The organism is Ruminococcus difficilis (assembly GCF_016680995.1).
The window spans coordinates 101,671-124,863 of sequence record NZ_JAEQMG010000041.1; the positions used below are offsets into that span (position 1 = coordinate 101,671).

Annotated in this window: 19 protein-coding genes; 14 read left to right on the forward strand and 5 right to left on the reverse strand. The window is 51.2% G+C overall.

Features of this window, described 5'->3' with window-relative positions; genetic code table 11:
- Window positions 1-69 precede the first annotated feature (69 nt).
- The 11 genes from tsf (at window position 70) to JKK62_RS04005 (ending at window position 16,743) form a co-directional block, all read left to right on the forward strand.
- Window positions 70-993 (forward strand): translation elongation factor Ts, encoded by a 924-nt coding sequence (tsf, locus tag JKK62_RS03955; RefSeq protein WP_186833415.1) that lies wholly within the window; start codon window positions 70-72, stop codon window positions 991-993.
- 237 nt (window positions 994-1,230) lie between these two features.
- Entirely contained in the window at window positions 1,231-1,941 is a 711-nt protein-coding gene (gene pyrH, locus JKK62_RS03960; RefSeq protein ID WP_186833414.1) for a UMP kinase, read from the forward strand.
- Between the two features lie 31 nt (window positions 1,942-1,972).
- Window positions 1,973-2,527, forward strand: a complete 555-nt coding sequence (gene frr / locus JKK62_RS03965; RefSeq protein ID WP_186833413.1) for a ribosome recycling factor — start codon at window positions 1,973-1,975, stop codon at window positions 2,525-2,527.
- Window positions 2,528-2,703: 176 nt separating this feature from the next.
- A complete protein-coding gene (gene uppS / locus JKK62_RS03970; protein ID WP_186833412.1) occupies window positions 2,704-3,450 on the forward strand; it encodes an undecaprenyl pyrophosphate synthase in 747 nt (248 codons plus the stop codon).
- A gap of 74 nt (window positions 3,451-3,524) precedes the next feature.
- Entirely contained in the window at window positions 3,525-4,379 is an 855-nt protein-coding gene (locus JKK62_RS03975; protein ID WP_186833411.1) for a phosphatidate cytidylyltransferase, read from the forward strand.
- Window positions 4,380-4,385: 6 nt separating this feature from the next.
- A complete protein-coding gene (locus JKK62_RS03980) occupies window positions 4,386-5,528 on the forward strand; it encodes a 1-deoxy-D-xylulose-5-phosphate reductoisomerase (protein WP_186833410.1) in 1,143 nt (380 codons plus the stop codon).
- Between the two features lie 102 nt (window positions 5,529-5,630).
- Window positions 5,631-6,959 carry an RIP metalloprotease RseP gene (rseP, locus tag JKK62_RS03985; RefSeq protein WP_366502973.1) on the forward strand — a complete coding sequence of 443 codons (1,329 nt, stop codon included), beginning with the start codon at window positions 5,631-5,633 and terminating at the stop codon, window positions 6,957-6,959.
- 1 nt (window position 6,960) lies between these two features.
- Window positions 6,961-8,004 carry a flavodoxin-dependent (E)-4-hydroxy-3-methylbut-2-enyl-diphosphate synthase gene (ispG, locus tag JKK62_RS03990; RefSeq protein ID WP_186833409.1) on the forward strand — a complete coding sequence of 348 codons (1,044 nt, stop codon included), beginning with the start codon at window positions 6,961-6,963 and terminating at the stop codon, window positions 8,002-8,004.
- Between the two features lie 48 nt (window positions 8,005-8,052).
- The gene (locus JKK62_RS03995) at window positions 8,053-12,405 is read left to right on the forward strand and encodes a PolC-type DNA polymerase III (RefSeq protein ID WP_186833408.1); all 4,353 of its coding nucleotides are present in this window, start codon (window positions 8,053-8,055) and stop codon (window positions 12,403-12,405) included.
- 142 nt (window positions 12,406-12,547) lie between these two features.
- Complete coding sequence (locus JKK62_RS04000) at window positions 12,548-13,792, forward strand: AI-2E family transporter (protein WP_186833407.1); 1,245 nt, start codon at window positions 12,548-12,550, stop codon at window positions 13,790-13,792.
- 35 nt (window positions 13,793-13,827) lie between these two features.
- On the forward strand, window positions 13,828-16,743 hold the full coding sequence (locus JKK62_RS04005) for an alpha-amylase family glycosyl hydrolase (protein ID WP_201427027.1): 2,916 nt from the start codon (window positions 13,828-13,830) through the stop codon (window positions 16,741-16,743).
- A gap of 141 nt (window positions 16,744-16,884) precedes the next feature.
- On the opposite strand, the gene JKK62_RS04010 is transcribed toward JKK62_RS04005, so the two are convergent.
- Window positions 16,885-17,115, reverse strand: coding sequence for an HPr family phosphocarrier protein (locus JKK62_RS04010; protein WP_186833405.1), 231 nt, complete (start codon window positions 17,113-17,115; stop codon window positions 16,885-16,887).
- Between the two features lie 102 nt (window positions 17,116-17,217).
- Here JKK62_RS04010 and mtaB point away from each other — a divergent pair, with 102 nt between their 5' ends.
- Window positions 17,218-18,504 carry a tRNA (N(6)-L-threonylcarbamoyladenosine(37)-C(2))-methylthiotransferase MtaB gene (gene mtaB, locus JKK62_RS04015; RefSeq protein WP_186833404.1) on the forward strand — a complete coding sequence of 429 codons (1,287 nt, stop codon included), beginning with the start codon at window positions 17,218-17,220 and terminating at the stop codon, window positions 18,502-18,504.
- A 73-nt stretch (window positions 18,505-18,577) separates the two neighbouring features.
- Here the strand turns inward: mtaB and JKK62_RS04020 are convergent, their stop codons facing one another.
- A complete protein-coding gene (locus JKK62_RS04020) occupies window positions 18,578-19,795 on the reverse strand; it encodes a glycoside hydrolase family 10-like protein (protein ID WP_186833403.1) in 1,218 nt (405 codons plus the stop codon).
- Window positions 19,796-19,815: 20 nt separating this feature from the next.
- Here JKK62_RS04020 and JKK62_RS04025 point away from each other — a divergent pair, with 20 nt between their 5' ends.
- Together JKK62_RS04025 and JKK62_RS04030 are read left to right on the forward strand one after the other, a co-directional pair.
- Window positions 19,816-20,094, forward strand: a complete 279-nt coding sequence (locus JKK62_RS04025; protein WP_186833402.1) for a DUF1294 domain-containing protein — start codon at window positions 19,816-19,818, stop codon at window positions 20,092-20,094.
- Window positions 20,075-20,956: an RluA family pseudouridine synthase gene (locus JKK62_RS04030; RefSeq protein ID WP_186833401.1), complete on the forward strand. Its 882-nt coding sequence runs from the start codon at window positions 20,075-20,077 to the stop codon at window positions 20,954-20,956. The genes JKK62_RS04025 and JKK62_RS04030 overlap by 20 nt, the downstream gene beginning before the upstream one ends.
- Window positions 20,957-21,123: 167 nt before the next feature.
- On the opposite strand, the gene JKK62_RS04035 is transcribed toward JKK62_RS04030, so the two are convergent.
- From JKK62_RS04035 to tgt, 3 genes are all read right to left on the reverse strand, one after another.
- The gene (locus JKK62_RS04035) at window positions 21,124-21,528 is read right to left on the reverse strand and encodes a TIGR04086 family membrane protein (protein WP_186833400.1); all 405 of its coding nucleotides are present in this window, start codon (window positions 21,526-21,528) and stop codon (window positions 21,124-21,126) included.
- Between the two features lie 42 nt (window positions 21,529-21,570).
- Window positions 21,571-21,972 carry a preprotein translocase subunit YajC gene (yajC, locus tag JKK62_RS04040; protein ID WP_186833399.1) on the reverse strand — a complete coding sequence of 134 codons (402 nt, stop codon included), beginning with the start codon at window positions 21,970-21,972 and terminating at the stop codon, window positions 21,571-21,573.
- A 73-nt stretch (window positions 21,973-22,045) separates the two neighbouring features.
- On the reverse strand, window positions 22,046-23,176 hold the full coding sequence (gene tgt / locus JKK62_RS04045; protein ID WP_186833398.1) for a tRNA guanosine(34) transglycosylase Tgt: 1,131 nt from the start codon (window positions 23,174-23,176) through the stop codon (window positions 22,046-22,048).
- Window positions 23,177-23,193: the final 17 nt, after the last annotated feature.

The following is a 23,193-nucleotide window of genomic DNA, read 5'->3' on the forward strand; positions in this document are numbered from 1 at the left end:
ACCTAGCCCTGACTCACGGTCGGGGCTGTGCGATCATAACCTAATAAATAATTGAAAGGAATGGTATATATGGCATTTACAGCTCAGGATGTAAAGGCACTTCGTGAGAAGACCGGCTGCGGTATGATGGACTGCAAAAAGGCTCTTACCGAGGCTAACGGCGATATGGAAGCCGCTATTGACGTTTTAAGAAAGCAGGGTCTTGCTAAGCAGGCTAAGAAGGCTGACCGTGTTGCTGCCGAGGGTATCGCTCTGGCGATCACCAATGACACCAACACCGCCGGTGTTGTCATCGAGGTCAACGCTGAAACTGACTTTGTCGCGAAGAATGCTGATTTCCAGGCGTTTGTTAATACCTGTGCTCAGACTGTTCTGAACACCAACCCCGCTGACGTCGAGGCTCTCCTCGCTACAAAGGCTGAAGGCTCCGAAATGACCGTTGCCGAGATGCTGCAGGAGAAGGTTCTGACCATCGGTGAGAACATTCAGATCCGCCGCTTTGAGAAGCTCGACGGCGCTTGTGTCGCTTATGTACACGCAGGCGGCAAGATCGGCGTTATCGTTAACTTCGATACCGATATCGATACCACCAACCCCGAGTTCGTTGCTTACGGCAAGGATATCGCGATGCAGATCGCAGCGCTGAATACTCCTTATCTGACCGAGGCTGATGTTCCCGCTGAGGTTATCGCTCACGAGAAGAACATCATGGTCGAGCAGATGAAGAACGATCCCAAGATGGCTAACAAGCCCGAGAAGGTTCTTGAGAACATCGTCAAGGGTAAGATGGGCAAGTACTTCAAGGAGAACTGCCTGGTAGATCAGGAGTTTGTTAAGGACAGCTCCATGACCGTCGGTAAGTACACCGACGCTACCGCGAAGAAGCTCGGCGGCTCCATCACCATCAAGAAGTTTGTACGCTTCGAGAAGGGTGAAGGCATCGAGAAGCGCCAGGATGACTTTGCGGCAGAAGTTGCCAGCATGGTAAAATAATCGATCAACTGCATGATGACCGCTCCCGAACGGGGGCGGTTTTTTCTATTATCCGTCAATAACATGATCAGCGTCGTTAAAGCAGACACGATCATATGAGATATTATCGACGAAACAGATATGAAGAAAGAATGAATTCTTTTGAAAACCATGAAATCTTGCTAAGTTATACTTTACAATACCCCTGTTTTGTAGTACAATATATACAACTATGAATCATAACATGGGGTGATATGTGTGAAACCGAAATACAAGAGAATTTTATTAAAATTATCCGGTGAATCCCTTGCCGGAGCGAACAAGCACGGTATTGATTTCGATACCGTATCAGCGTACTGTGAGCCGATCAAAAAGCTCATAGATGACGGTGTGCAGGTCGGAATCGTTGTTGGCGGCGGCAATTTCTGGCGCGGCCGTTCCAGCGGTGAGATGGATCGTACACGTGCCGATCATATGGGCATGCTCGCGACTACCATCAATGCCCTCGGCGTCGCAGATGCGCTCGAGCAGATCGGCGTTGATGTTCGTGTACAGACAGCGATCTCGATGCGTGAGGTCGCGGAGCCTTATATCCGCAACCGCGCGATCCGCCATCTGGAAAAGGGGAGAGTCGTCATCTTCGGCTGCGGCACGGGTAATCCCTTCTTCTCCACCGATACTGCCGCGGCGCTCAGAGCGGCTGAGATTGAGGCGGAGATCATCCTCAAGGCGACTTTGGTCGACGGCGTGTACGATAAGGATCCCAACACCTATACCGACGCGGTGAAATACGATGTGCTTTCGTTCCAGGAGGTTCTGGAAAAGGATCTCAAGGTCATCGATTCTACCGCCGCTGCGATCTGCAAGGACAACAGTATCGATCTGATGGTATTCAGTATTCTCGAGCCCGAGAACATTTATGACGCGGTATGCGATACCAAGGTCGGTACATTAGTAACAAACAGCTGATTATTATTTTGATATACTAAGGAGGATTAACATGAAAGACGTATTAAAAAAGAACGATGAGCGTATGCAGCGCCGTATCGACCATCTGGTTGAGGAGTTCAAGTCCATCAGGGCGGGCAGAGCAAATCCCGCTGTTCTTGATAAGGTAACCGTCGATTACTACGGCGTACCTACCCCGATCAACCAGCTTTCATCCATCTCGGTTCCCGAGGCGAGAACCCTCGTCATTCAGCCGTATGACGCTTCTTCGCTCAAGTCGATCGAGAAGGCGATCCAGATGTCCGATGTCGGTATCAATCCTCAGAACGACGGTAAGGTTCTTCGTCTGATCTTCCCGCCTCTCACCGAGGATAAGCGTAAGGAGATCGCGAAGGATATCTCCCATATCGCGGAGGACAGCAAGGTACAGGTACGTAACGTGCGCCGTGATACCGTTGAAAAACTCAAGAAGATGAAGAAGAACGGCGATCTCACCGAGGACGATCTCAAAGACGGTGAGAAGCAGGTTCAGAAATCCACCGATAAATTTATCAAAGAGATCGATGCTATCACCGAAAAGAAAAAGAAAGAAATCATGGAAATCTGACACGCGTGTCTTTTTCCGCCTTTTATCATGTGTCATCTTTATTTGAGTGACATCAACGGCGTGTCAAAATCAGCATGATGATTATAATTCGTTAGGGTACAGTGCTTGCAACGAATCAAGTTTCTTTTGTACCCTCCGATAGCAAACCAACTGATACTGAATAAGGAAACAACATCATGGCATTATTCAAAAAGAAACAGAATCAGGAGATCACCATCTCCGATATCCAGCTGCCCGAACACATCGGCATCATCATGGACGGTAACGGACGCTGGGCAAAAAAGCGCGGATTGCCGCGATCGGCGGGTCACACCGCAGGCGCTCAGACCTTTCGTAAAATCGCCCGCTATTGCAGTGATATCGGTATCAAACACCTGACGGTCTATGCCTTTTCTACCGAGAATTGGCGCCGTCCCGGCGACGAGGTCGACGCCTTGATGCGTCTGTTCAAGGACTATTTGCAGGAAGCGATCCGTGATTTTAAGGACGACAGCATCGTACTGCGATTCCTCGGCGATCGTACCGCGTTCTCTCCCGAATTACTCAGCCTGATGAATGAGAACGAGGAAGAGTCCTGTAATCGTGACGGTATGATACTGAATATCGCGATGAACTACGGCGGCAGAGCGGAATTGGTCACCGCGATGCAGCAGATGGCGCAAGAGGTAGCCTCGGGTTCACTCAACCCCGAGGATATCGATGAGCAGATGATCTCCGACCATTTGTATACCAAGGGTCAGCCGGATCCCGATCTGATCATCCGTCCCAGCGGTGAGAATCGCACCTCGAATTTCCTGCTGTGGCAAAGCGCCTATGCCGAATACGTGATCATGGATGTTCTATGGCCTGATTTCACGCCGAATGATCTGGACAGCGCTTTGATCGAATACGCGAAACGAAACAGACGCTTCGGCGGCGTATAAGGCATAACTATATTTCAAGCGGTCGAGCTTTGTGTATCAAACACATCGTGACGCCATACTATTGGAGGATGAACATGAAAACGCGACTAATCACTTCCGGAATCGGTATCGTTGTAGCGTTGGCGCTCATTATACTGGGATCGTATTTCAACATCATTATTACGATCGCACTTTCTATTGTCAGCGTCATCTTATGCGGCGAGTATTTATCAGCGAAGAAACTGAACAAAGATATCAAGCTCTTTGCTACCTGCTTGTTCTTTGCTTTGATCATTCCCTTGATGTCCTATATGAAGGAACCGTTTGATCGTTTTCGCTTTGTTCCGTTCTATCTGTTTGTGCTGACGATGTGCATCTTCTCCGTTGTCTTTCATAAGACGATCAAAGTAGAGGATATCATGTTCACCCTGACGGGCGTATCGCTCATTACCATTTGCATCTCACTGTTGAATGTGATTGTCTGGACAGAGGCAGGCACGGGCGCCGCTGACGATTCCAAGCATACGGCGTTTTGGATCATCTTCTGTCTGGGTATCCCGTGGCTGGCTGATTCCGGCGCGTATTTTGCGGGTTCCTACCTCGGCAAGCATAAGCTGTGCCCCAATATCAGCCCCAACAAAACGGTCGAGGGCGCGATCGGCGGCATTTTGTCCGGCACCTTGTTCGCGCTTCTGATCGGCTTTATCTTCAAGCTGATTTACGGCGACGTCACGATCTATTACGGCGTCTTGGTGCTTGTCGCTTTCATCAATTCCATCATATCCATCTTCGGTGATCTGACCTTCTCGATCATCAAGAGAAGCTGCAAGATCAAGGATTTCGGTTCGATCATGCCCGGTCACGGCGGCTTGCTCGATCGTTTTGATTCCGTTTTGTTATGTATCCCGGTCGTGTATATCTTTTCACAGACCTTCTATTTTATTATGTGATCAATTATGATAAAGAGTTTATCTATTCTGGGCTCGACGGGTTCCATCGGCACACAAACGCTGGATGTCGCCCGTAAGCTCAATATCAAAGTCAACGCTCTCTCCGCGTACAGCAGTATCGAACTGCTGGAGGAGCAAATTCGTGAGTTCCGTCCCGCCTTAGCTGTCGTATTCGACGCGGATAGGGCAGAGGAGCTGAAAATCAAGATCGCCGATACCTCCACCAAGGTGCTCAGCGGCATGAGCGGCTTACATGAGCTCTGCCATGATGATTCCGAGCTGATCGTCAACGCTATTGTCGGCATGGTCGGACTGGAGCCCACCTTAGAGGCGATCAAGGCAAAGAAGGATATCGCCTTTGCCAACAAAGAAACATTGGTCGCCGGCGGTGCGCTGGTAATGGACGCCGTCAAAGAATACGGCGTCAAGCTCCTGCCGGTCGACAGCGAGCACAGCGCGATCTTCCAGTGTTTACAGGCGGCGCCGCCTGACAAGAAGCTCAAAAAGATCCTATTGACCGCATCGGGCGGACCCTTCTTCGGCAGAACAGCCGATGAACTGCGTGATGTGACGGTCGAGCAGGCGCTTGCGCATCCGAACTGGAGCATGGGCGCAAAAATCACCATCGACAGTGCTACCATGATGAACAAGGGCTTGGAGATCATCGAAGCCGCGTGGCTGTTCGATACCGATCCCGACGACATCGAAGTAGTCGTCCATCGCGAGAGTATCATCCATTCGATGGTCGAATTCACCGATAATTCCGTTCTGGCTCAGCTCGGCTTGCCCGATATGCGTATCCCGATCCAGTACGCGATCACATATCCCGACCGCGTACCGTCTTTGGTGCCGGAGATCGATTGGAAGACCTTGTCACAAATGACCTTCTATTCGGCGGATGACGAAACCTTCCGGTGTCTTGCCGCCTGTAAAAGAGCGATGAAGAAGGGCGGATTATATCCCGCGGTCGCTAACGGCGCCAATGAAGTCGCCAATCGCTTGTTCCGTGACGGAAAGATCTCGTTCCTGCAGATCGGCGAGCTGGTATCCGCCGCGGTCGATGAATTGAACGTCGGCAAAGCCTCTGACCTCGATGACGTTCTTGCCGCTGACCGACTGGCGCGCGAATTCGTCTATCAAAATATTTAAAGCTATACCGCATCGTTCAGATTGCGGATTGTTTCTTAATTCCTACACTAATCACTATTTGGAGATGATTTTATCACCGTACTGACCACCATAGCGCTGATCATCATTGCGGTAGTGCTATTTGAACTGATTATTTTTATCCACGAGGGCGGACACTTTATTGCCGCGAAAAAGAGCGGCATCAAGGTAAATGAATTTGCTTTGGGTATGGGTCCCAAGATTTTCAGCTTTACCAAAGGAGAAACGACTTATTCACTCCGTCTTTTCCCGATCGGCGGCTTCTGCGCGATGGAGGGCGAGGACGAGGACAGTGAGAATCCCCGTGCGTTTAATAATGCGAAGATCTGGAAGCGCATGATCGTCATCGTAGCCGGCGCCTTTATGAACATCGTTCTGGGTCTGGTGCTGATGCTGATCACACTCCTGCCGCAGGAACAATTCCCTTCCACGACGGTCTCCGAGTTTTCCGCAAGCTCCTTCACGGCAGTCACCGGATTACAGCCGGGCGATAAAATCACCAAGATCAACGATTACGCGGTCAACACCTCTACCGATTTCTCGTTTGCGCTGTTTACCCTTCCTGTCAGCGAGGTCGACGGTCACGAGCTGTCCATCTATAAGGAGGATTGTGCCTTTGATCTGTACGTCCGCGCGACGGAACTGGTTGATGAAAACTCGACAGAGGAACAGAACAAGGCGCTGATATCTTCCATACAGGAAGCACAGGCTAAACTGACTAAGGCAAAATCCAAAGAGGAAGCCTATAAGATCTTCTCCGAATATTACAATTCATTAGCGGATATCGTCGGTAAAGAACATGCCGAAAAGATACCCGAAATCGAAGAAAAAGATACCCGTCAGCGCTTCCGTACCAATATGACCGTCGAGCGCGACGGCGAAAAGCTGGAGCTTCAGGATGTCGATCTTCTCACCTTGAAGAAAAGTGCCGATGACGATACGCCTCAGCTCCAAATAGATTTCTATATCAAGCCCATCGAAAAGAATTTCGGTACCGTGATCCAGCAGACCTTTGCCAATACCGTATCGGTCGTCCGCATGGTATGGGGCAGTCTGATCGGTCTCATCAAGGGTCAGTTCAGCCTGAACGATATGTCGGGTCCCGTCGGTATCGCGTCGGCGATCACAAAGGTCGCGGGTGAATCTCTGCGTACCTCGGGCTTTGGCAGTGCCGTCAGCTCGATCGTCTATGTCATGATGGTCATCACCATCAACCTCGGTATCGTCAATATGCTGCCTTTCCCGGCACTCGACGGCGGACGCTTTTTGATGCTGTTGATCGAATGGATCTTCCGCAAGCCCGTACCGCGTAAAGTGGAAAGCATCATCAATACCGTCGGATTGGTACTGCTGTTGGGATTATCCGTATTCATAGCGTTCCAGGACGTTTGGAAACTATTCAGTGGAGGCTGACATGGCAAGTAAACATTATGTTACCGCACTCAATACAAAAATCGGCGGCGGCGCGAAGATCAGCATCCAGTCGATGCTCAATAAGCCCGCCGAGGATATCGAAGGCTCCGTCGCGCAGGCAAAGGAGCTTGAAAAGGCGGGGTGTGAGATCATCCGCGCGGCTGTTCCGAATATGGAGGCAGTTCATCTGATCGCCGCACTCAAAGAAGCGGTGTCCGTGCCGATCGTCGCCGATATCCATTTCAATTACAAACTGGCGTTGGAATCGATCGCCGCGGGTGTGGATAAGATCCGCATCAATCCCGGCAACATCGGCGATGACAGCCGTGTCAAAGCGGTCGCCGACGCATGTAAAGCAAAAAATATCCCGATCCGGATCGGCGTCAACTCCGGTTCACTGGAGAAGAGTATTCTCGCGAAATACGGTCATCCGACTGCCGAAGCGTTATGCGACAGCGCGTTATATCATGCTTCATTGCTTGAAAAGTTTGATTTCAATGATATCGTGCTGTCGATGAAAAGCTCCGACGTGACCACGATGGTCAAGGCATATCGACTTGCGGCGCAAAGATGCGATTATCCGCTCCATCTCGGTGTGACCGAAGCGGGTACCCGCCGCATGGGGATCATCAAATCCGCTGTCGGAATCGGCGCGCTGCTCGTCGACGGCATCGGCGATACGATCCGCGTGTCATTGACCGATAATCCTGTCGAAGAGGTCTATGCGGCGCAGGATATCCTGAAATCCCTCGGATTGGGAGACGAGGGAGTCAAATTCGTTTCCTGTCCCACTTGCGGCAGAACGAAGATCGATCTAATCTCATTGGCGTCCGAAGCAGAAAACAAACTGCGCGGCTGTAAAAAGCCGATCACGGTCGCCGTGATGGGCTGTGTCGTCAACGGTCCCGGAGAGGCGAGAGAAGCCGATATCGGTATCGCGGGCGGCGACGGCGAGGGTCTGATCTTCAAGAAAGGCGAGATCATCGCGAAGGTCCCCGAGGATCAGCTGATCGACCGCTTGATGGCGGAGATCGAAAAGCTATAATATTTTTAGTTAGTAAATCTATATACTAAAACCATGAAAGGTATTTGAATGATCAAACTCAGTGAAGTGTTCGCGCCGTATGCCGTTGAGCTCGACGGCTCTTTGGCTGACGCGGCAGTGAACAACATACGAATCAACAAAGAAAGACGAATACTGAATATCGATATTACATCCGACTATCTGCTGACCCGCGCCGCGATCTTTGAAGCACAGGAGAAGATCGCCGCGGCGGATATCGGCGTCAACAAAGTCATTATTCATCCGCATTTCAGACCGGAATCCTTTGACGTCGGCTATTTCGACGAACTGGTTGCCGCGTTGAAATCCAACACGCCCAGTCTCAACGGTACGCTCAACGACGCCGTTCTGGTGCGTGAGGGAGAGGATCGGCTGAACGTGGAGCTCGCGCACGGCGGCTTGGCGTTACTGGAAGCAAAAGAATTCGATACCCTGCTCAGCGATATCATCTATCGTGAATTCGGATTGCGCTTTGACGTCCGCTTTTCCGGTGTGACCGAGCTGAGCGTAGACGATGAACAGTTTACCGAAAGCATCGACAACGCGCAGAAAAAGATCGATCGCCAGAAGATCGAAGAGCTGACGATGCTGTTCGAGGGTGAAGAACGAACCGATACAGCCGCCGAGAACCTCAACGGATTAACACAGATCGAAGTGCGCAAAGGCGACTTCCTCTATCCGCAGATCATCCGCAATTCCGTCAAGCCCATCTACGGCAGAGTGTTGAAAAACACCAACAAGCTCATGCCGATCGAAAAGATCGCCTATGATACCGGCCGCGCGACCGTCTGGGGCGATGTGTTCGCCTGTGAGACAAAGGTGACCCGTTCGGGTGACAAAAACATCATCAACTATGATATTACAGACTACACGGGTTCTATCACCGTGAAGGTCTTTGATTCTATACAAAACTGCAAGGTGCTGGAAGGCATCAAAAAAGGCTCGTCCATCGTGGTAGCAGGTGATGTGGAATTCGACAAATTCGCCGGTGATACCGTCATCAACGCGCGCTCTATCGCTACCGTCAAGAAGGTATCGGTCGTCGATAACGCGCCCAAAAAGCGTGTAGAGCTGCATATGCATACCAACATGAGCCAGATGGACGCGATCACCGAGGCGGGCAAGCTCGTCAAGCGTGCCGCCGAATTCGGTCATCCCGCTGTCGCGATCACCGACCACGGCGTGGCGCAGGCGTTCCCCGACGCGATGAACGCCGCTGAATCACTCGAGCGTGACGGTAAGGAGATCAAGGTCATCTACGGTACCGAGGCGTACTTCATCGACGACCTCTGTACTCCCGTCGACGGCGATAAGAACGTTTCGCTGGATGATACGTTTATCTGCTTCGACCTTGAAACAACAGGTCTGTACGCTACCAATGACAGGATCACCGAGATCGGCGCCGTCAAGGTGCAAAACGGTAGGATCGTTGATTCTTTCTCGACCTTTGCCGATCCCGAACGCCCGATCCCCGCGAAGGTCATCCAGCTGACAGGTATCACCGACAGCATGGTCAAGGGCGCTCCTTCTCAAAAGGAGGCAGTACAAAGTTTCCTTGATTTTTGCGGCGACGCAGTCTTGGTCGCCCATAACGCGCCTTTTGATACCGGCTTCATCCGCAAGATCTGTCAGGAAAACGACATGGAGTATAACTATACCTCCGTGGATACCGTCGCGATCGCGCGCAAGATCCTGCCCGACATCAACAACGTCAAACTGGATACGCTCGCAAAGCATTTCCGTTTAGGCAAGTTCAATCATCATCGGGCTGTCGATGACGCGGAGATGCTCACCAATATCTTCCTCAACCTCGTTCGAGTACTTGAAAAGGATTTTGATGTACACGATCTGGACGGCATGAGGGAGAAGATCGTCGGCGGCGATTACAAGAAACTGCCGACATATCACCAGATCATCTTAGTGAAGAATCAGGCGGGGTTAAAGAACCTCTATCGTCTGATATCCTATTCCCATTTGAATTACTTCCACCGCAGACCCCGTATCCCGAAATCCGAGCTGATGAAGCATCGTGAGGGCTTGATCATCGGCTCCGCCTGTGAAGCGGGTGAGCTGTATCGCGCGATCCTGCACAACGCGAGCGAGGAGGAGATCGAGCGGATCGCGTCCTTCTATGATTATCTTGAGATCCAGCCGACCGGCAATAACCGATTCCTGATCCGTGACGGCGGCGCGGCGGATGAAGAACATCTGCAAAACCTCAACCGCAGGATCCTCAAGCTCGGCGATAAGCTCGGCAAGCCTACCGTCGCCACCTGTGACGTCCATTTCATGGATCCGCATGATAAGGATTATCGCATGATCCTGCTTGCCGCGCAGGGCTTTGAAGACGCGGAGGATCAGGCGCCGTTGTATTTCAGAACCACAGCGGAAATGCTGGAGGAATTCGCGTATCTCGGCGACAGGGCGCAGGAGGTCGTTGTCGATAACACGAACCTGATCGCCGATCTGTGCGAGTATGTTCGCCCGATCCCCGCGGGTAATTTCCCGCCGTTCATCGAAGGCGCGGAGGAACAGCTCACTTCCATTACCTGGCAGCGCGCCAAGGATAAATACGGCGATCCTCTGCCGGATATCGTCAAGGCGCGTCTGGATAAGGAGCTCAACTCCATCACGACCTACGGCTTCTCCGTGCTGTACATGACGGCACAGAAGCTGGTCGCCGACAGTGAAGCGCACGGCTATCTGGTCGGTTCCCGTGGATCGGTCGGATCGTCCTTTGTCGCGACGATGTCCGGTATCTCGGAGGTCAATCCCTTATGTCCGCATTATCTGTGCCCCAAGTGTAAGAAAAGCATCTTCTTTGAGCACGGTGAATACGGCTCCGGCTTTGATATGCCGCCCAAGGATTGTCCCGACTGCGGCACGCTGATGGAGCGCGACGGTCACGAGATCCCATTCGAGACCTTCCTCGGCTTCAAGGGCGACAAGGTTCCTGATATCGACTTGAATTTCAGCGGTGAACAGCAGAGCGCTTCTCACCGTTATACAGAAGAACTCTTCGGTCGTGAGAACGTCTTTAAGGCGGGCACCATCTCGACCGTTGCCGATAAAACCGCCTACGGTTATGTCAAAAAGTTCTGCGAAGAGCATAACCGCACCTTCCGAAAGGCGGAGATGAATCGTCTTGCGACCGGCTGTACCGGCGTCAAACGCACTACCGGTCAGCATCCCGGCGGCATGGTCGTCGTACCGCGCGGCATGGAGGTCTATGATTTCTGTCCCGTACAGCACCCCGCCGACAAGAGCGATTCCGATAATATCACTACCCACTTCGATTTCCATTCCATCCATGATACCATCACCAAGCTCGACGAGCTCGGACACGATGTTCCGACGATCTACCATTATCTGGAAGAGAACACCGGCATCCCCGTTATGGATGTTTCCATGAGCGATCCCGACGTCATGTCCCTGTTTACTTCTCCCGAAGCGCTGGGCGTTACCGCCGAGGATATCGACTCAGAGACCGGTACCTTCGCGCTGCCGGAGCTCGGCACGAGCTTTGTCCGTCAGATGCTGGTCGAATCCAAGCCCAAGACCTTTACCGACCTGCTGCAGATATCCGGTCTTTCGCATGGTACCGACGTTTGGATCGGCAACGCCGCCGATCTGATCAAGGACGGCACCTGCACCATCTCCGAGGTCATCGGTACGCGTGACTCGATCATGACCTATCTGATGCACAAGGGGCTCGATCCCTCGATGGCGTTCAAGATCATGGAGATCGTGCGTAAGGGTAAATCCACCAAGCTGCTCACCGAGGAGCATCTGAACGCGATGAAGGAGCATGGTGTGCCTCAGTGGTATATCGACTCCTGTATGAAGATCAAGTACATGTTCCCGAAGGCGCACGCCGCCGCATATATGATATCGGCACTGCGGCTCGGATGGTACAAGGTACATAAACCGATCGAATTCTACGCGGCGTATTTTACCGTTCGTAATGATAACTTTGACGGCGCGACGCTGCTCAAGGGCCGTGACGCGGTACGCAATAAGATCAAAAGTATCGAAGAAAAGGGCTTTGAAGCATCCGCGAAGGATAAGGCTGAGGTTCCGATGCTCCAGATCATGAACGAGATGCTCGCGCGCGGTATCGAGGTACTACCCGTCGACATCTACAAAAGTGAAGCGAAGAAGTTCGTGATTGAAGACGGCAGGATCCGTCTGCCGTTCTGCTCACTCACCGGAGTAGGGGAGAGCGCGGCGTTCTCACTTGCCGAAGCCGCAAAGAAGGGAGAGTATCTCTGCATCGAGGATGTGATCACCCGCGCCAAGGTCAGTAAGGCTGTCATCGAAACGCTCAAGGAATGCGGTGCGTTCGGTGACCTTCCCGAAACAGCGCAAATGAGTCTTTTTTGATCGAAACCGATAGCACGGATTCTATTTGCTTATACAATTCATACAGTGATATCACGGCAGGATCAAGTGAACGTTGTGCGATTTCGAAAAATGTTGTTAAATTTGGGGTGATGTATTGAAAAATCCTAAAATAAAGAATATAATGATAGTGATACTATATACAACGCTGCTTATATTCTTTTTCATCCACATCAACGACGTTTTTTCCGTACTGAAAACGATCTTCACGGTTTTATCACCGGTCATGTACGGATTGGTGATCGCCTACCTGTTGAACTATCCCTACAAGGCGTTTCGCGATCACGCGTTCAAAAATATGGGAACCAAGCACCCTTGGTTGAAAAAGGTCAAAAAGCCGCTGTCCTTATTTCTCGCTTACACCATCGTATTCGGCATCGTGGCTTTTTTGGTGGGTACCCTGATCCCGGAGCTTTCATCCAGCGTTTCTACGCTGATCGATAACATCCCCGCGTATGAAAAGGCGCTAAGGTCGGCTTCCGACAATGCGGTCGATTTCATCAAGAATCTGACCGGTTATAATCTGTATGATTATGATAACTACAACAACCTGATCTCGATCGTCACCGGCAGCGATACGACCGAGTTCATCAAAAATATCGTGACCAATGTACTGCCCTCCGCTTTCAATACCGTACTCGGTATCGGAGCCGGACTGTACAATTGGATCATCGGTATCATCATCTCGATCTATCTGCTGTCGAGCAAGGAACGCCTGATCCGTCAGTTCAAGATCGTGGTCGTCGCTTATACACCGAAAAAGTTCTATAAAAGGCTGTTCAAGATCGGCGAAGTGTTCAACAAAAAATGCGGTCGTTTCATCGTCGGAAAGATCATCGATTCGATGATCATCGGACTGATGTGCTTTATCGGCCTTTCGATCTTCCGTTTCCATTATCCGCTTTTGATCAGCGTGATCATCGGCGTGTTCAATTTGATTCCGTTCTTCGGACCTATCATCGGCGCGATCCCAACCACCTTCCTGCTGTTGATCATCAACCCGATGGAGGCGCTCGGATTTGTCGTATTCATCATCGTGTTACAGCAGTTCGACGGCAACATCTTAGGTCCCAAGATCCTCGGCGAGACGGTCGGAATCTCCGGCTTCTGGATCATGGTATCCGTTATCGTCGGCGGCGGATTGTTCGGATTGCCCGGTATGCTGCTCGGTGTTCCGATCTTTGCGGCGATCTATACGCTGGTCGAAGAAGGCGCCCAAAGACGTTTGAAGAAAAAGCAACTATCAGCGAACGACGTTGCACCTGAGGTCGTTGAGGATTATCCCGAGGATACGCAAAAGCCCAAATCCAAGGAGCCTTCACTCCTCGATAAAGCGTCCGAGCTGTTTAACAATAAAAAAGGCAAATGAAGAATTTGTTTAATTAGGAGGTTTTAAAAATGCAAATGAAAAAAGTAGTTAGCTTGATCATGGTTCTTGTCATGATGCTGACTGTCGCGATCATCCCCGGCACTTTCTCTGCTGCCGATAAGGATGCCGCCGCGACCGCATCTCAGGACTATGCTCTTGCGCCCAACATCCAGAGCGGTAATATCCTGCACGCGTTCAACTGGCGCATGCGCGATCTCGTGAAGTATGCTCCCGAAATCGCCGCCGCGGGTTATACCACCGTTCAGATCTCTCCGGTTCAGTACACGAAGGCTACCGTTAACGATGGCTCTTACGCGACTGACTGGTGGTCTTTCTATCAGCCCAGAGATATGTCGATCGGTAACGCTCTCGGTACCGCCGCAGAAGTAGAAGAAGCTACTTCTGTTCTTCACAGCTACGGCGTAAAGGTTATTGCCGACGTCGTTACCAACCATGTACAGAACTGCGAGAAGAGAGTTGACACCACTGCCGTCAATTCCACTCTGAAAAGCTACACCCGTCGTTCCAATCTGCTCGACCATTCGAACATCGCCAACGACAACTCCCGCCAGAATCAGGTTCAGAACGACCTCGACGGTCAGCTTCCCGATCTGAACACAAGCAACAAGTCTTATCAGAACTATGTCATCAGCAGCCTGCTGAATCCGTTGTCCGACATGGGCGTTGACGGCTTCCGTTTTGACGCCGCGAAGCACATCGAGACTCCTTCCGACGGTAATCTCGCTTCCGACTATTGGCCCACCGTCACCAGCGCGATCAAAGCAAAGAACTCCAACTCTTATATCTACGGTGAGATCCTTGATCCCGCAGGTAAGTTCAGTATTTCCGCTTATACACCGTACATGAACGTTACTGACTTTGCGTATGGTAACACTGTTCGCGGCGCGCTGAGCAACAAGAACGCCAACAGCCTGATCAACTACGGTTTCTCCGGTTCTTCCAAGAATCAGAACGTACTGTGGGTTGAGTCTCACGATAACTTCTGCTCACAGGCTTCCACCGGTCTGACCAAGAAGCAGCAGATCCTCGGTTGGGCTGCCATCGGCGCCCGTAAAGACGCTCCCGCACTGTTCTTCATCCGTCCCAAGCACGAGCAGCTTGATTCTCCCGGCTTCATCAAGTACGATGATCTGATGGGTGCTCCCGGTTCTGCCGAGACATGGAAAGACCCGACTGTCGTTGCGGTCAATCACTTCAAGAACGCTTTTGCAGGCCAGGATGAGAACGTCACCGCAGATGGCTCCAAGCTGTTTGTACAGCGTGGCACCACCGGTATGCTGATCGTTGACCTGAACGGTTCTGCCGGCTCTGTCAGCAAGTCTTGCTCTATGGCAAACGGCACTTATACCGATCAGGTTTCCGGTAACAAATTCACCGTATCCAATGGTACTATCAGCGGTAACATCGGTTCTACCGGCGTTGCGGTCATTTACAACACCACTGCCGACAATTCCGCACCCGAGATCAAGCTCTCTTTGAACAATGTTGAGCTGACTCCCGAGGTTCTCAGCCGTTACACCGACGCTGAGGCTACCATCAAGGTCGACGTCAAGAACGCTACTTCTTATGACATCAAGGTTTCCAACCTCGCTGCCAAGACCGTTACCGACGCTTCCAAGACCTTCACTCTCAAGAGCACCATTCCTTACGGCAAGAGTGTCGATATCACGGTAACTGCTACCAACGGCAGTAAGACCGTATCCCGCACCTATAACATCAAGAAGAAGGACGCGAACGAGACCAAGAAGGTCTACTTCGATAACAGCGTCATGAAGTGGCCGTATGAGAATACTTCCGGTCAGCAAACCGTCGGTATCTTTGTCCTGTGCAAAACCGGCGTTGCTCCCTCCACCAAGATCGGTTCCTATGATTCCAACAAGCTGACTCCCGTTTCCGGTCAGTCGAATCTCTATTCGTTCACTGTTCCCGCAAACACCAAGTACGTCAAGTTCAACGAGGGCTACATCGGTTCTCAGTATACCGATAAGTCACATATGGACGCTTATGGACGCTGCCACCTGTTCCACAGCTTTAACGAGTGCGGCGGCTACTGCGGCCGTACCATGCCCGAGACGGTTGTCAACTTCGGTTCAGCTAACAGCGCTTCCAACCGTGAGAACGGCGGTTATGAGCTCGTCGGTTCGATGATCCTGCGTGACCTCCGCTTTGAGGATTACGGTGATTATCCCGTTGCGACTCTGACCAACGCTGACACTTCTCTGACCGCGGGCGCTGATGATCCTACTCAGGCTCCTACCGAGAAGCCCACCGAAAAGCCCGTTGGCAGACCGATCCTCCGCGGCGACGCAGATCAGGATACCATCGTTTCTATCCTCGATGCTACCATGATGCAGCGCCATCTGGCAAACGTCAAGAAGCTGACCGCTGACGGCGTTCTGGCAGCTGATATCGACAGCAGCGGTAATGTTGAATCGACCGATACCACTCTTCTCCAGCGTTTCTTAGCCGGTATCGGTAATCCGTATCATGTTAATGAGATCTTCTATGTAGAGGGCGACGCTCCCACACCCACAACCGCTCCTACACCTACTTCTGCACCGCAGCCCACAACCGCTCCTCAGCCCGATCCCACCGAGGCTCCTGAGCCTACTACTCCGGACGGCCCGATCACCTTCCTGCTTACCGATAACTTCGGTTGGGGCAGTGCGTATGTCTATGCTTGGGACGCTAACGGTACCGCCCTGTGCGGTGAGTGGCCGGGTGCTGCTCAGGCTGAGACCATCACAAACGGCTATGGCGAGACCCAGTTCAGATGTACTGTTCCCGAAGGCGCTGTCGGCGTTATCCTGAACAACGGTAACGGCGCTCAGACTGAGGACATCACTGATTTCGGTACTTATGAAGGCTACTGGATGGACGGCACCAAGAACAGCCAGGGTCACTATCTGGTCACCGGCTGGAATTCCTAAGTCCGATTTGATCGATCAACTTAACTGAATAAGCCAAAGGGGCTGTCGTATATCTACGGCAGCCCCTGATTATATGCACAAATAATAAAGCGTCCGATAGAGGACGCTTTACGAAACATTTGACTTTTTATGATCGAATCATTATACTGTAAAAGGTTTTAATTCTTCGATGAACGCGTCCATATCATCGCTCTCGGCTTCCAGATAGATCGGCTTGGAAAGATCCAGTGAAAGGATGCCGATGATGGAATGGGCGTCGATCGAATACTCATTATGATTCAGTGTGATTTTAATTTGCGGATATTTTGCGGTCAAAGCGACAAAGGCTCTTGCCTTTTCAATGCCGCTGATCGCGATGTTAGTGCTGTACATAGTTAGATAACCTCCTCAAGCGTTATCTATCTTAGCACTATTCATTCCATTATGCAACCCCCAAAATGCTGAATATTTCTACATAATTCGTGGTGATTTTATTTGAAATACTATATTATGACGCTCGGATGCAAGGTCAATCAATATGAATCCGAGGTAATGGCGGAATTGCTCAATCAGGCGGGCTATATAAAGGCGGAATCCTATCAGGACAGCGATATCAATATCGTCAACTCCTGTACTGTTACCGCGACCGGTGACGCAAAGAATCGCAAGCTGATCCGTCGGATCCGACGCGAGAATCCCGACAGTATCATTATCTTGTGCGGATGTATGCCGCAGGCATTTTTTGATGACATATCCGTTTTTGAAGGGTGCGACATCGTGATGGGAAATACCGCCCGCAGAGATATCATCCCTTTGATCGAAGAATTCTTAATGGAGCGCCGACAGATCATCCGTATCGGTGAGCACCAAAACAACGAAGCGTTTGAGCCGATGCGGATCAACGCTTTCAACGAGCGCACACGGGCGTGCATCAAGATCGAGGACGGCTGTAACCGTTTTTGCACCTACTGTATCATCCCGTACGCGCGCGGCAGAGTTCGCTCCAAAGAGTTGGATGAGATTCGTAAAGAGGCAGAAGCACTCGCCGAAAACGGCTTCAAAGAGATCGTTTTGGTCGGTATCAACCTCTCGGCATACGGTCAGGAATGGGATCTGAATGTCTACGACGCGGTCAAGGTCGTTTGTCAAACGGACGGTATCGAACGGGTGCGATTAGGTTCGATCGAACCCGAACGCATGACCGCGGATATTCTGAGCGCTTTATCGAAGGAACCGAAATTCTGCCCGCATTTTCATCTGTCCTTACAGGCGGGCTGTGACACGACCTTAAAGCGGATGCACCGCCATTATGATACCGCCGAATACGCGCGTATCGTCGCGGATATCCGCCGCCTTTTCGATAATCCCTCCATCACCACCGACGTCATGGTCGGGTTCGTGGGGGAGAGCGAGGAGGATTTCAACGCCTCCGTCAGCTTCACCGATGAGATCGGATTTGCTAAAACCCATGTTTTCCCGTATTCACGCCGCAAGGGTACCGCCGCCGATAAAATGGACGGTCATATCGATGAACACTTAAAGCACAAACGCGCCGATATCATGATCGCGCATACGCTCGAGCAACAACGCCGTTTTATGCAAAGTCAGGTCGGATTAACCGAACCCGTATTATTTGAGACCCGCTCAAAGGACGGCATGATGGAAGGGTATACCAAGAACTATACCAAGGTGCGCGTCAAAGATGACCGCGTTATTTCCGGCGAAATATACGACGTCAAGCTCACCGAAGCCTACGATGATTACTGCGTCGGAGAAATCTAAGGCTCCTTTTGGTAAAAGGAGCTGTCAACGAATGTTGACTGAGGAATTGTATATTTGTTTGAGCGTAAGCGAGTCACCTTTCTATTCTCTCATTCAAATACCGTATCACGTTTTCGACTTCCTGTCGGTTATCTTCATTGTGGAAGCTGTCATAGCTGTACAGCATAAAGCCGTCACAGCCCTTATCACGCGTGATGGACAGCTCCGTGGACAGGATATCGTCATTATCCAGCCATGTCCCGCTGTCGGCGTCCGTACCCGCTTTGTAGGCGGGAATACCGATATAGAGCGAGAGTCCGTCATGTTGATCCGCATCGAGCCAATCCTGTAAGCCGTCCTCAAAGGTCAGCGCGGGATTATCCAGCGAGAAGTAGATCTGCGGACAGATATAGTCGATATAGCCCTTTTCACCGCACCACTTTTTGACGTCGGCGTACAGCTTCTCATTATTCTGCATATTCCCCTGCGGTGAAACGCCGAACAGAACATTGTTCTTTATCGAATGAACCGCTTGATAGACAGAGCGGAGCATCCGATCCACGTTATCTCTGCGAAATTCCTCCAAGGATAGGGGAGAGTCCGTCGCGGCGCAATAGGCGTCATAATCGTCTTGGTCAAAATCCCCGCAGTCGGGCGGATAAAAGTAATCGTCGAACTGGACCCCGTCCACATCGTACTTTTCTACGATCTCCTTCACGCCGTTCGTGATCAGCTCGATCACCTTATCATCCGCGGGATTGAGGTACTCACTGCCGTTGACCTCCACGCCGATCGACGGATCCTTGACATAGGGATGATCATGGCTCAGCTTAGACGGCGTGTCCTTGGTGCTGATACGATACGGATTCAGCCAAGCGTGCACCATGATATCATGCTCATGCGCTTTTCTGATGATCGTATCGAGCGGATCGTATCCGGGATCCTCACCCTGTGTTCCGGTCAGGATATGCGACCACGGATAGTATTTTGACGGATAGAGCGCGTCGCAGAACGGCCGAACCTGTACGACCATCGTGTTCAGATCCGCGTTCTCCATATCCGCGATCACAGTGTCTATCTTCTCCTTGAACGCCGCTTCCTTATCCGATTCATTCTCCACATCCAGCGTCATGTAAGTCACCCATACGCCGCGGATCTCTTCCTTCGGCTTTTCTACGGTGATTTGGCTCACATCCTGTATTGGCTTTGGCTCCGTACTCTCACGCTCCTTGTCCGATCCGGACACATAGAGGATGGAACCGCCCAATAACAAAAACGACAGTAAAAACGGTATTATTCTTTTATAGAACATTTTATCACTCCGAGGTCATTTTGAAATTTCTGTATATTTATCTGATCATTATCAATCTCATCGCGGTCATCGTGACGATCCACGATAAGCGCGCCGCCGTCAAGGGCACTTGGCGCGTCAAAGAGAATACATTGTTATTGATATCGGCGCTCGGCGGTTCACCCGCGATGTATCTGACGATGCTGTTGATCCGTCACAAGACCCGCAAACCGAAATTCATGGTCGGGATCCCGCTGATCCTGATCGTGGAACTCATCATCATTTATCTGGTGCTGCATTATGGCTATCGGATATTATGAGTTCACCGTGAGCCCTGCCGATGACGGTATCACGCTCAAGAGCTTTCTCAGGCGGATCTGCGGTCTCTCGGCACGCTCCATGAAGGTCATCCGTTACGGCGGGGGCAGTATATCCCGCAATGGTATAGAGCTCCGCGCGCATCATATCCTACACACAGGCGATATCATCAAAGTGCGCCTGCCAAAGGAAGAGCAAAGTGATATCACTCCCGTTGAGGGCAAGCTCGATATCCTCTTTGAAGACGACCGCCTGTTGATCGTCAATAAGCCCGCCTATATGCCGGTACACCCCACCAAGATCCACCAGCTCGACACACTGGCGAACATCGTCATGTATTACCAGCAGAGCAGGGGAGAGAGCTATCCCTTTCGCGCGCTGAACCGACTGGACAAGGATACCTCCGGCATCGTGATCCTCGCCAAAGACCGTATCGCCTACAACATGGTTTTCTCGACTGTCAAAAAGACATATGTAGCAATTTGTGAGGGAATCATCACCGGGAACGGTATTATCGATCTGCCGATCGGCGCCGCGCCCGACAGCAAGATAGAGCGCTGTGTGCGAGAGGACGGCGTAGCGGCGATCACCCATTATGAGCCGATACAGTCCTTTGGGCGTTACACCTTGTGCAAGGTTTGGCTCGAAACCGGCAGGACGCACCAGATCCGCTGTCACATGAGCGCGATCGGTCATCCTCTGGCGGGTGATACGATGTACGGCGGCAGTTCCGAGCTGATCCGGCGTCAGGCGCTGCACTGTCAGTCCATCACATTACCGCATCCGATCACAAAAGAGTTGATCGAGCTCACAACCCCATATCCTGAGGATTTTTCAGCAATATTCAAATCAACCTCCCCATGATACATACAAGATCATTTAGTTAAGAGGCTCCCTTTGGTAAAGGGGTCGCGTACGACACGCTGTCACCTGACACACTTGTCAGGTGACTGAGGGATTGTATTCATTGACCGGGCGTCAGCGAGATACAGTTTCTTAACGAAATGACATTGTTCATTGGGGAGGCCTTTCTATTTGATTCGGACTTTTTCTTTTCGATTCACTCCCGCAACACCGCCGATAATACCGCACAACAGCATGACGACACTGCGGATGATCGTCAAAAGCCCGATGTTATTCTTTGCGATACTCATCCCGACCGCGAACACGATCATCAATGCGATCGCGCCGCATAACGCGCCGATGACCAGTCCCTTGCATTTGGCGATCACACAGGCAATATACGCGCCGATCAACACGCTGAAGCCCTCGATCGCGACCATCACATAGTCGATGATCTCATAGGGGATACCAGACATCAACTTCAGCATCATCGAGAACAGACAGGTGAGCAGCACGGACAGTACAACAGAACAAAGCACACCGATCAAAACCGCTTTGACGATGTGCCCTTTATCTTTACCGAAATCAGACATAAAAAATTCACCCCTGTACACTCTATGCAGGGGTGAAATCCATTATTCGTTATTCTTTTGTGCTTTCTTTTCTTCCTTCGCGGCCTTCTTCGCGGCACGGCGCTCCTGAAGCTCCTGGAACTTATCCGCTGTTGTCTTCTTCGCGGGAGTCGTTTCCTTGACGGTATCGACGCTGGAGATCGCCCATTTTTTGAACTTCATCTTGGTACGGTCGGGACCTGTCTCGATCACGAAAGCGTCCTCTTCTTCTTTGACCGCAATGATTCTGCCCTGAATACCGCCGATCGTCGTGATGTCATCACCGATCTGGATATTGTTGCGCATTTCCTGTTCCTGTTTCTTCTTCTTCGAATTCGGGCGAATGAGCAAGAAGTAAAGAACTGCGAACAGACCTACATAAATTAAAATAATCCACCAGCTGCCGCCGGATCCTGAACCAAACATAGTTTATCTTCCTTTCAAATTATTCCAAGTTATTATAACAGGTAAGAATGATTTTTGCAAGTATAAAGTTGCATTATATCCGCTTATCAAGGATATTTCTGTATTTTTGATAGAAAACCTCATAGCTACCCGCGTCTAAATTGTCACGTATTTTCTGCATCAGCGTATTGTAGAAGTACAAATTGTGCATGACCGCCAGCCGCATACCGAGCATTTCCTTTGCTTTGAACAGATGTCTGAGATAGGCGCGGGTATGATGCTGACACACGGGACAGTCACATTCGCTGTCGATCGGGTTTTCATCCAGCTCATATTTCGCGTTCATGATATTGATGATCCCGCTCCACGTGAACAGATGACCGTGTCTTGCGTTGCGCGAGGGCATGACACAGTCGAACAGATCGACGCCCCTGTATACCGCCTCGAGGATATTGACCGGTGTGCCGACGCCCATCAAGTAGCGCGGCTTATCCTTCGGCGCGAAGGGTTCCACTGCCTCGATGATCTCATACATCGTTTCGGCAGGCTCGCCGACCGCCAGTCCGCCGATTGCGTAGCCGTCGAGGTCAAGCGCGGCGATCTCCTTCATGTGATCGATCCGCAGATCGCGATAGGTCGCGCCCTGATTGATGCCGAAGAGCATTTGATGCGGATTGATGGTACCGTCAAGCGAGTTGAGCCTGTCCATCTCCGCCTTACATCGGTTGAGCCAGTTGGTGGTGCGCTTGACAGAAGCCTTGGCGTAGTCATACGGCGCGGGATTTTCCACACACTCGTCGAACGCCATCGCGATGGTCGAGCCTAAATTCGACTGGATCCGCATACTTTCCTCGGGACCCATAAAGATGCGTTTGCCGTCGATGTGGGAGTTGAACACAACGCCCTCTTCGGTGATGTTGTTCAGCTTCGCCAGCGAAAAGACCTGAAACCCGCCGGAGTCGGTGAGGATCACGCCGTTCCATCCGGTCATCTTGTGCAGACCGCCGAGCTTCTTGACCGTTTCGTCACCCGGACGCAGATGGAGATGATAGGTATTGCTCAGCATGACCTGCGTATTGATATTTTGCAGATCATACGCGGATAACCCGCCTTTGATCGCGGCACAGGTCGCGACATTCATAAACGCCGGCATCTGTACCGTGCCGTGAACGGTTTTGAACTCACCGCGTCGGGCAGTTCCTTCTTGTTTCAATAATGTATACATAGTATTTCCTTTTGCTT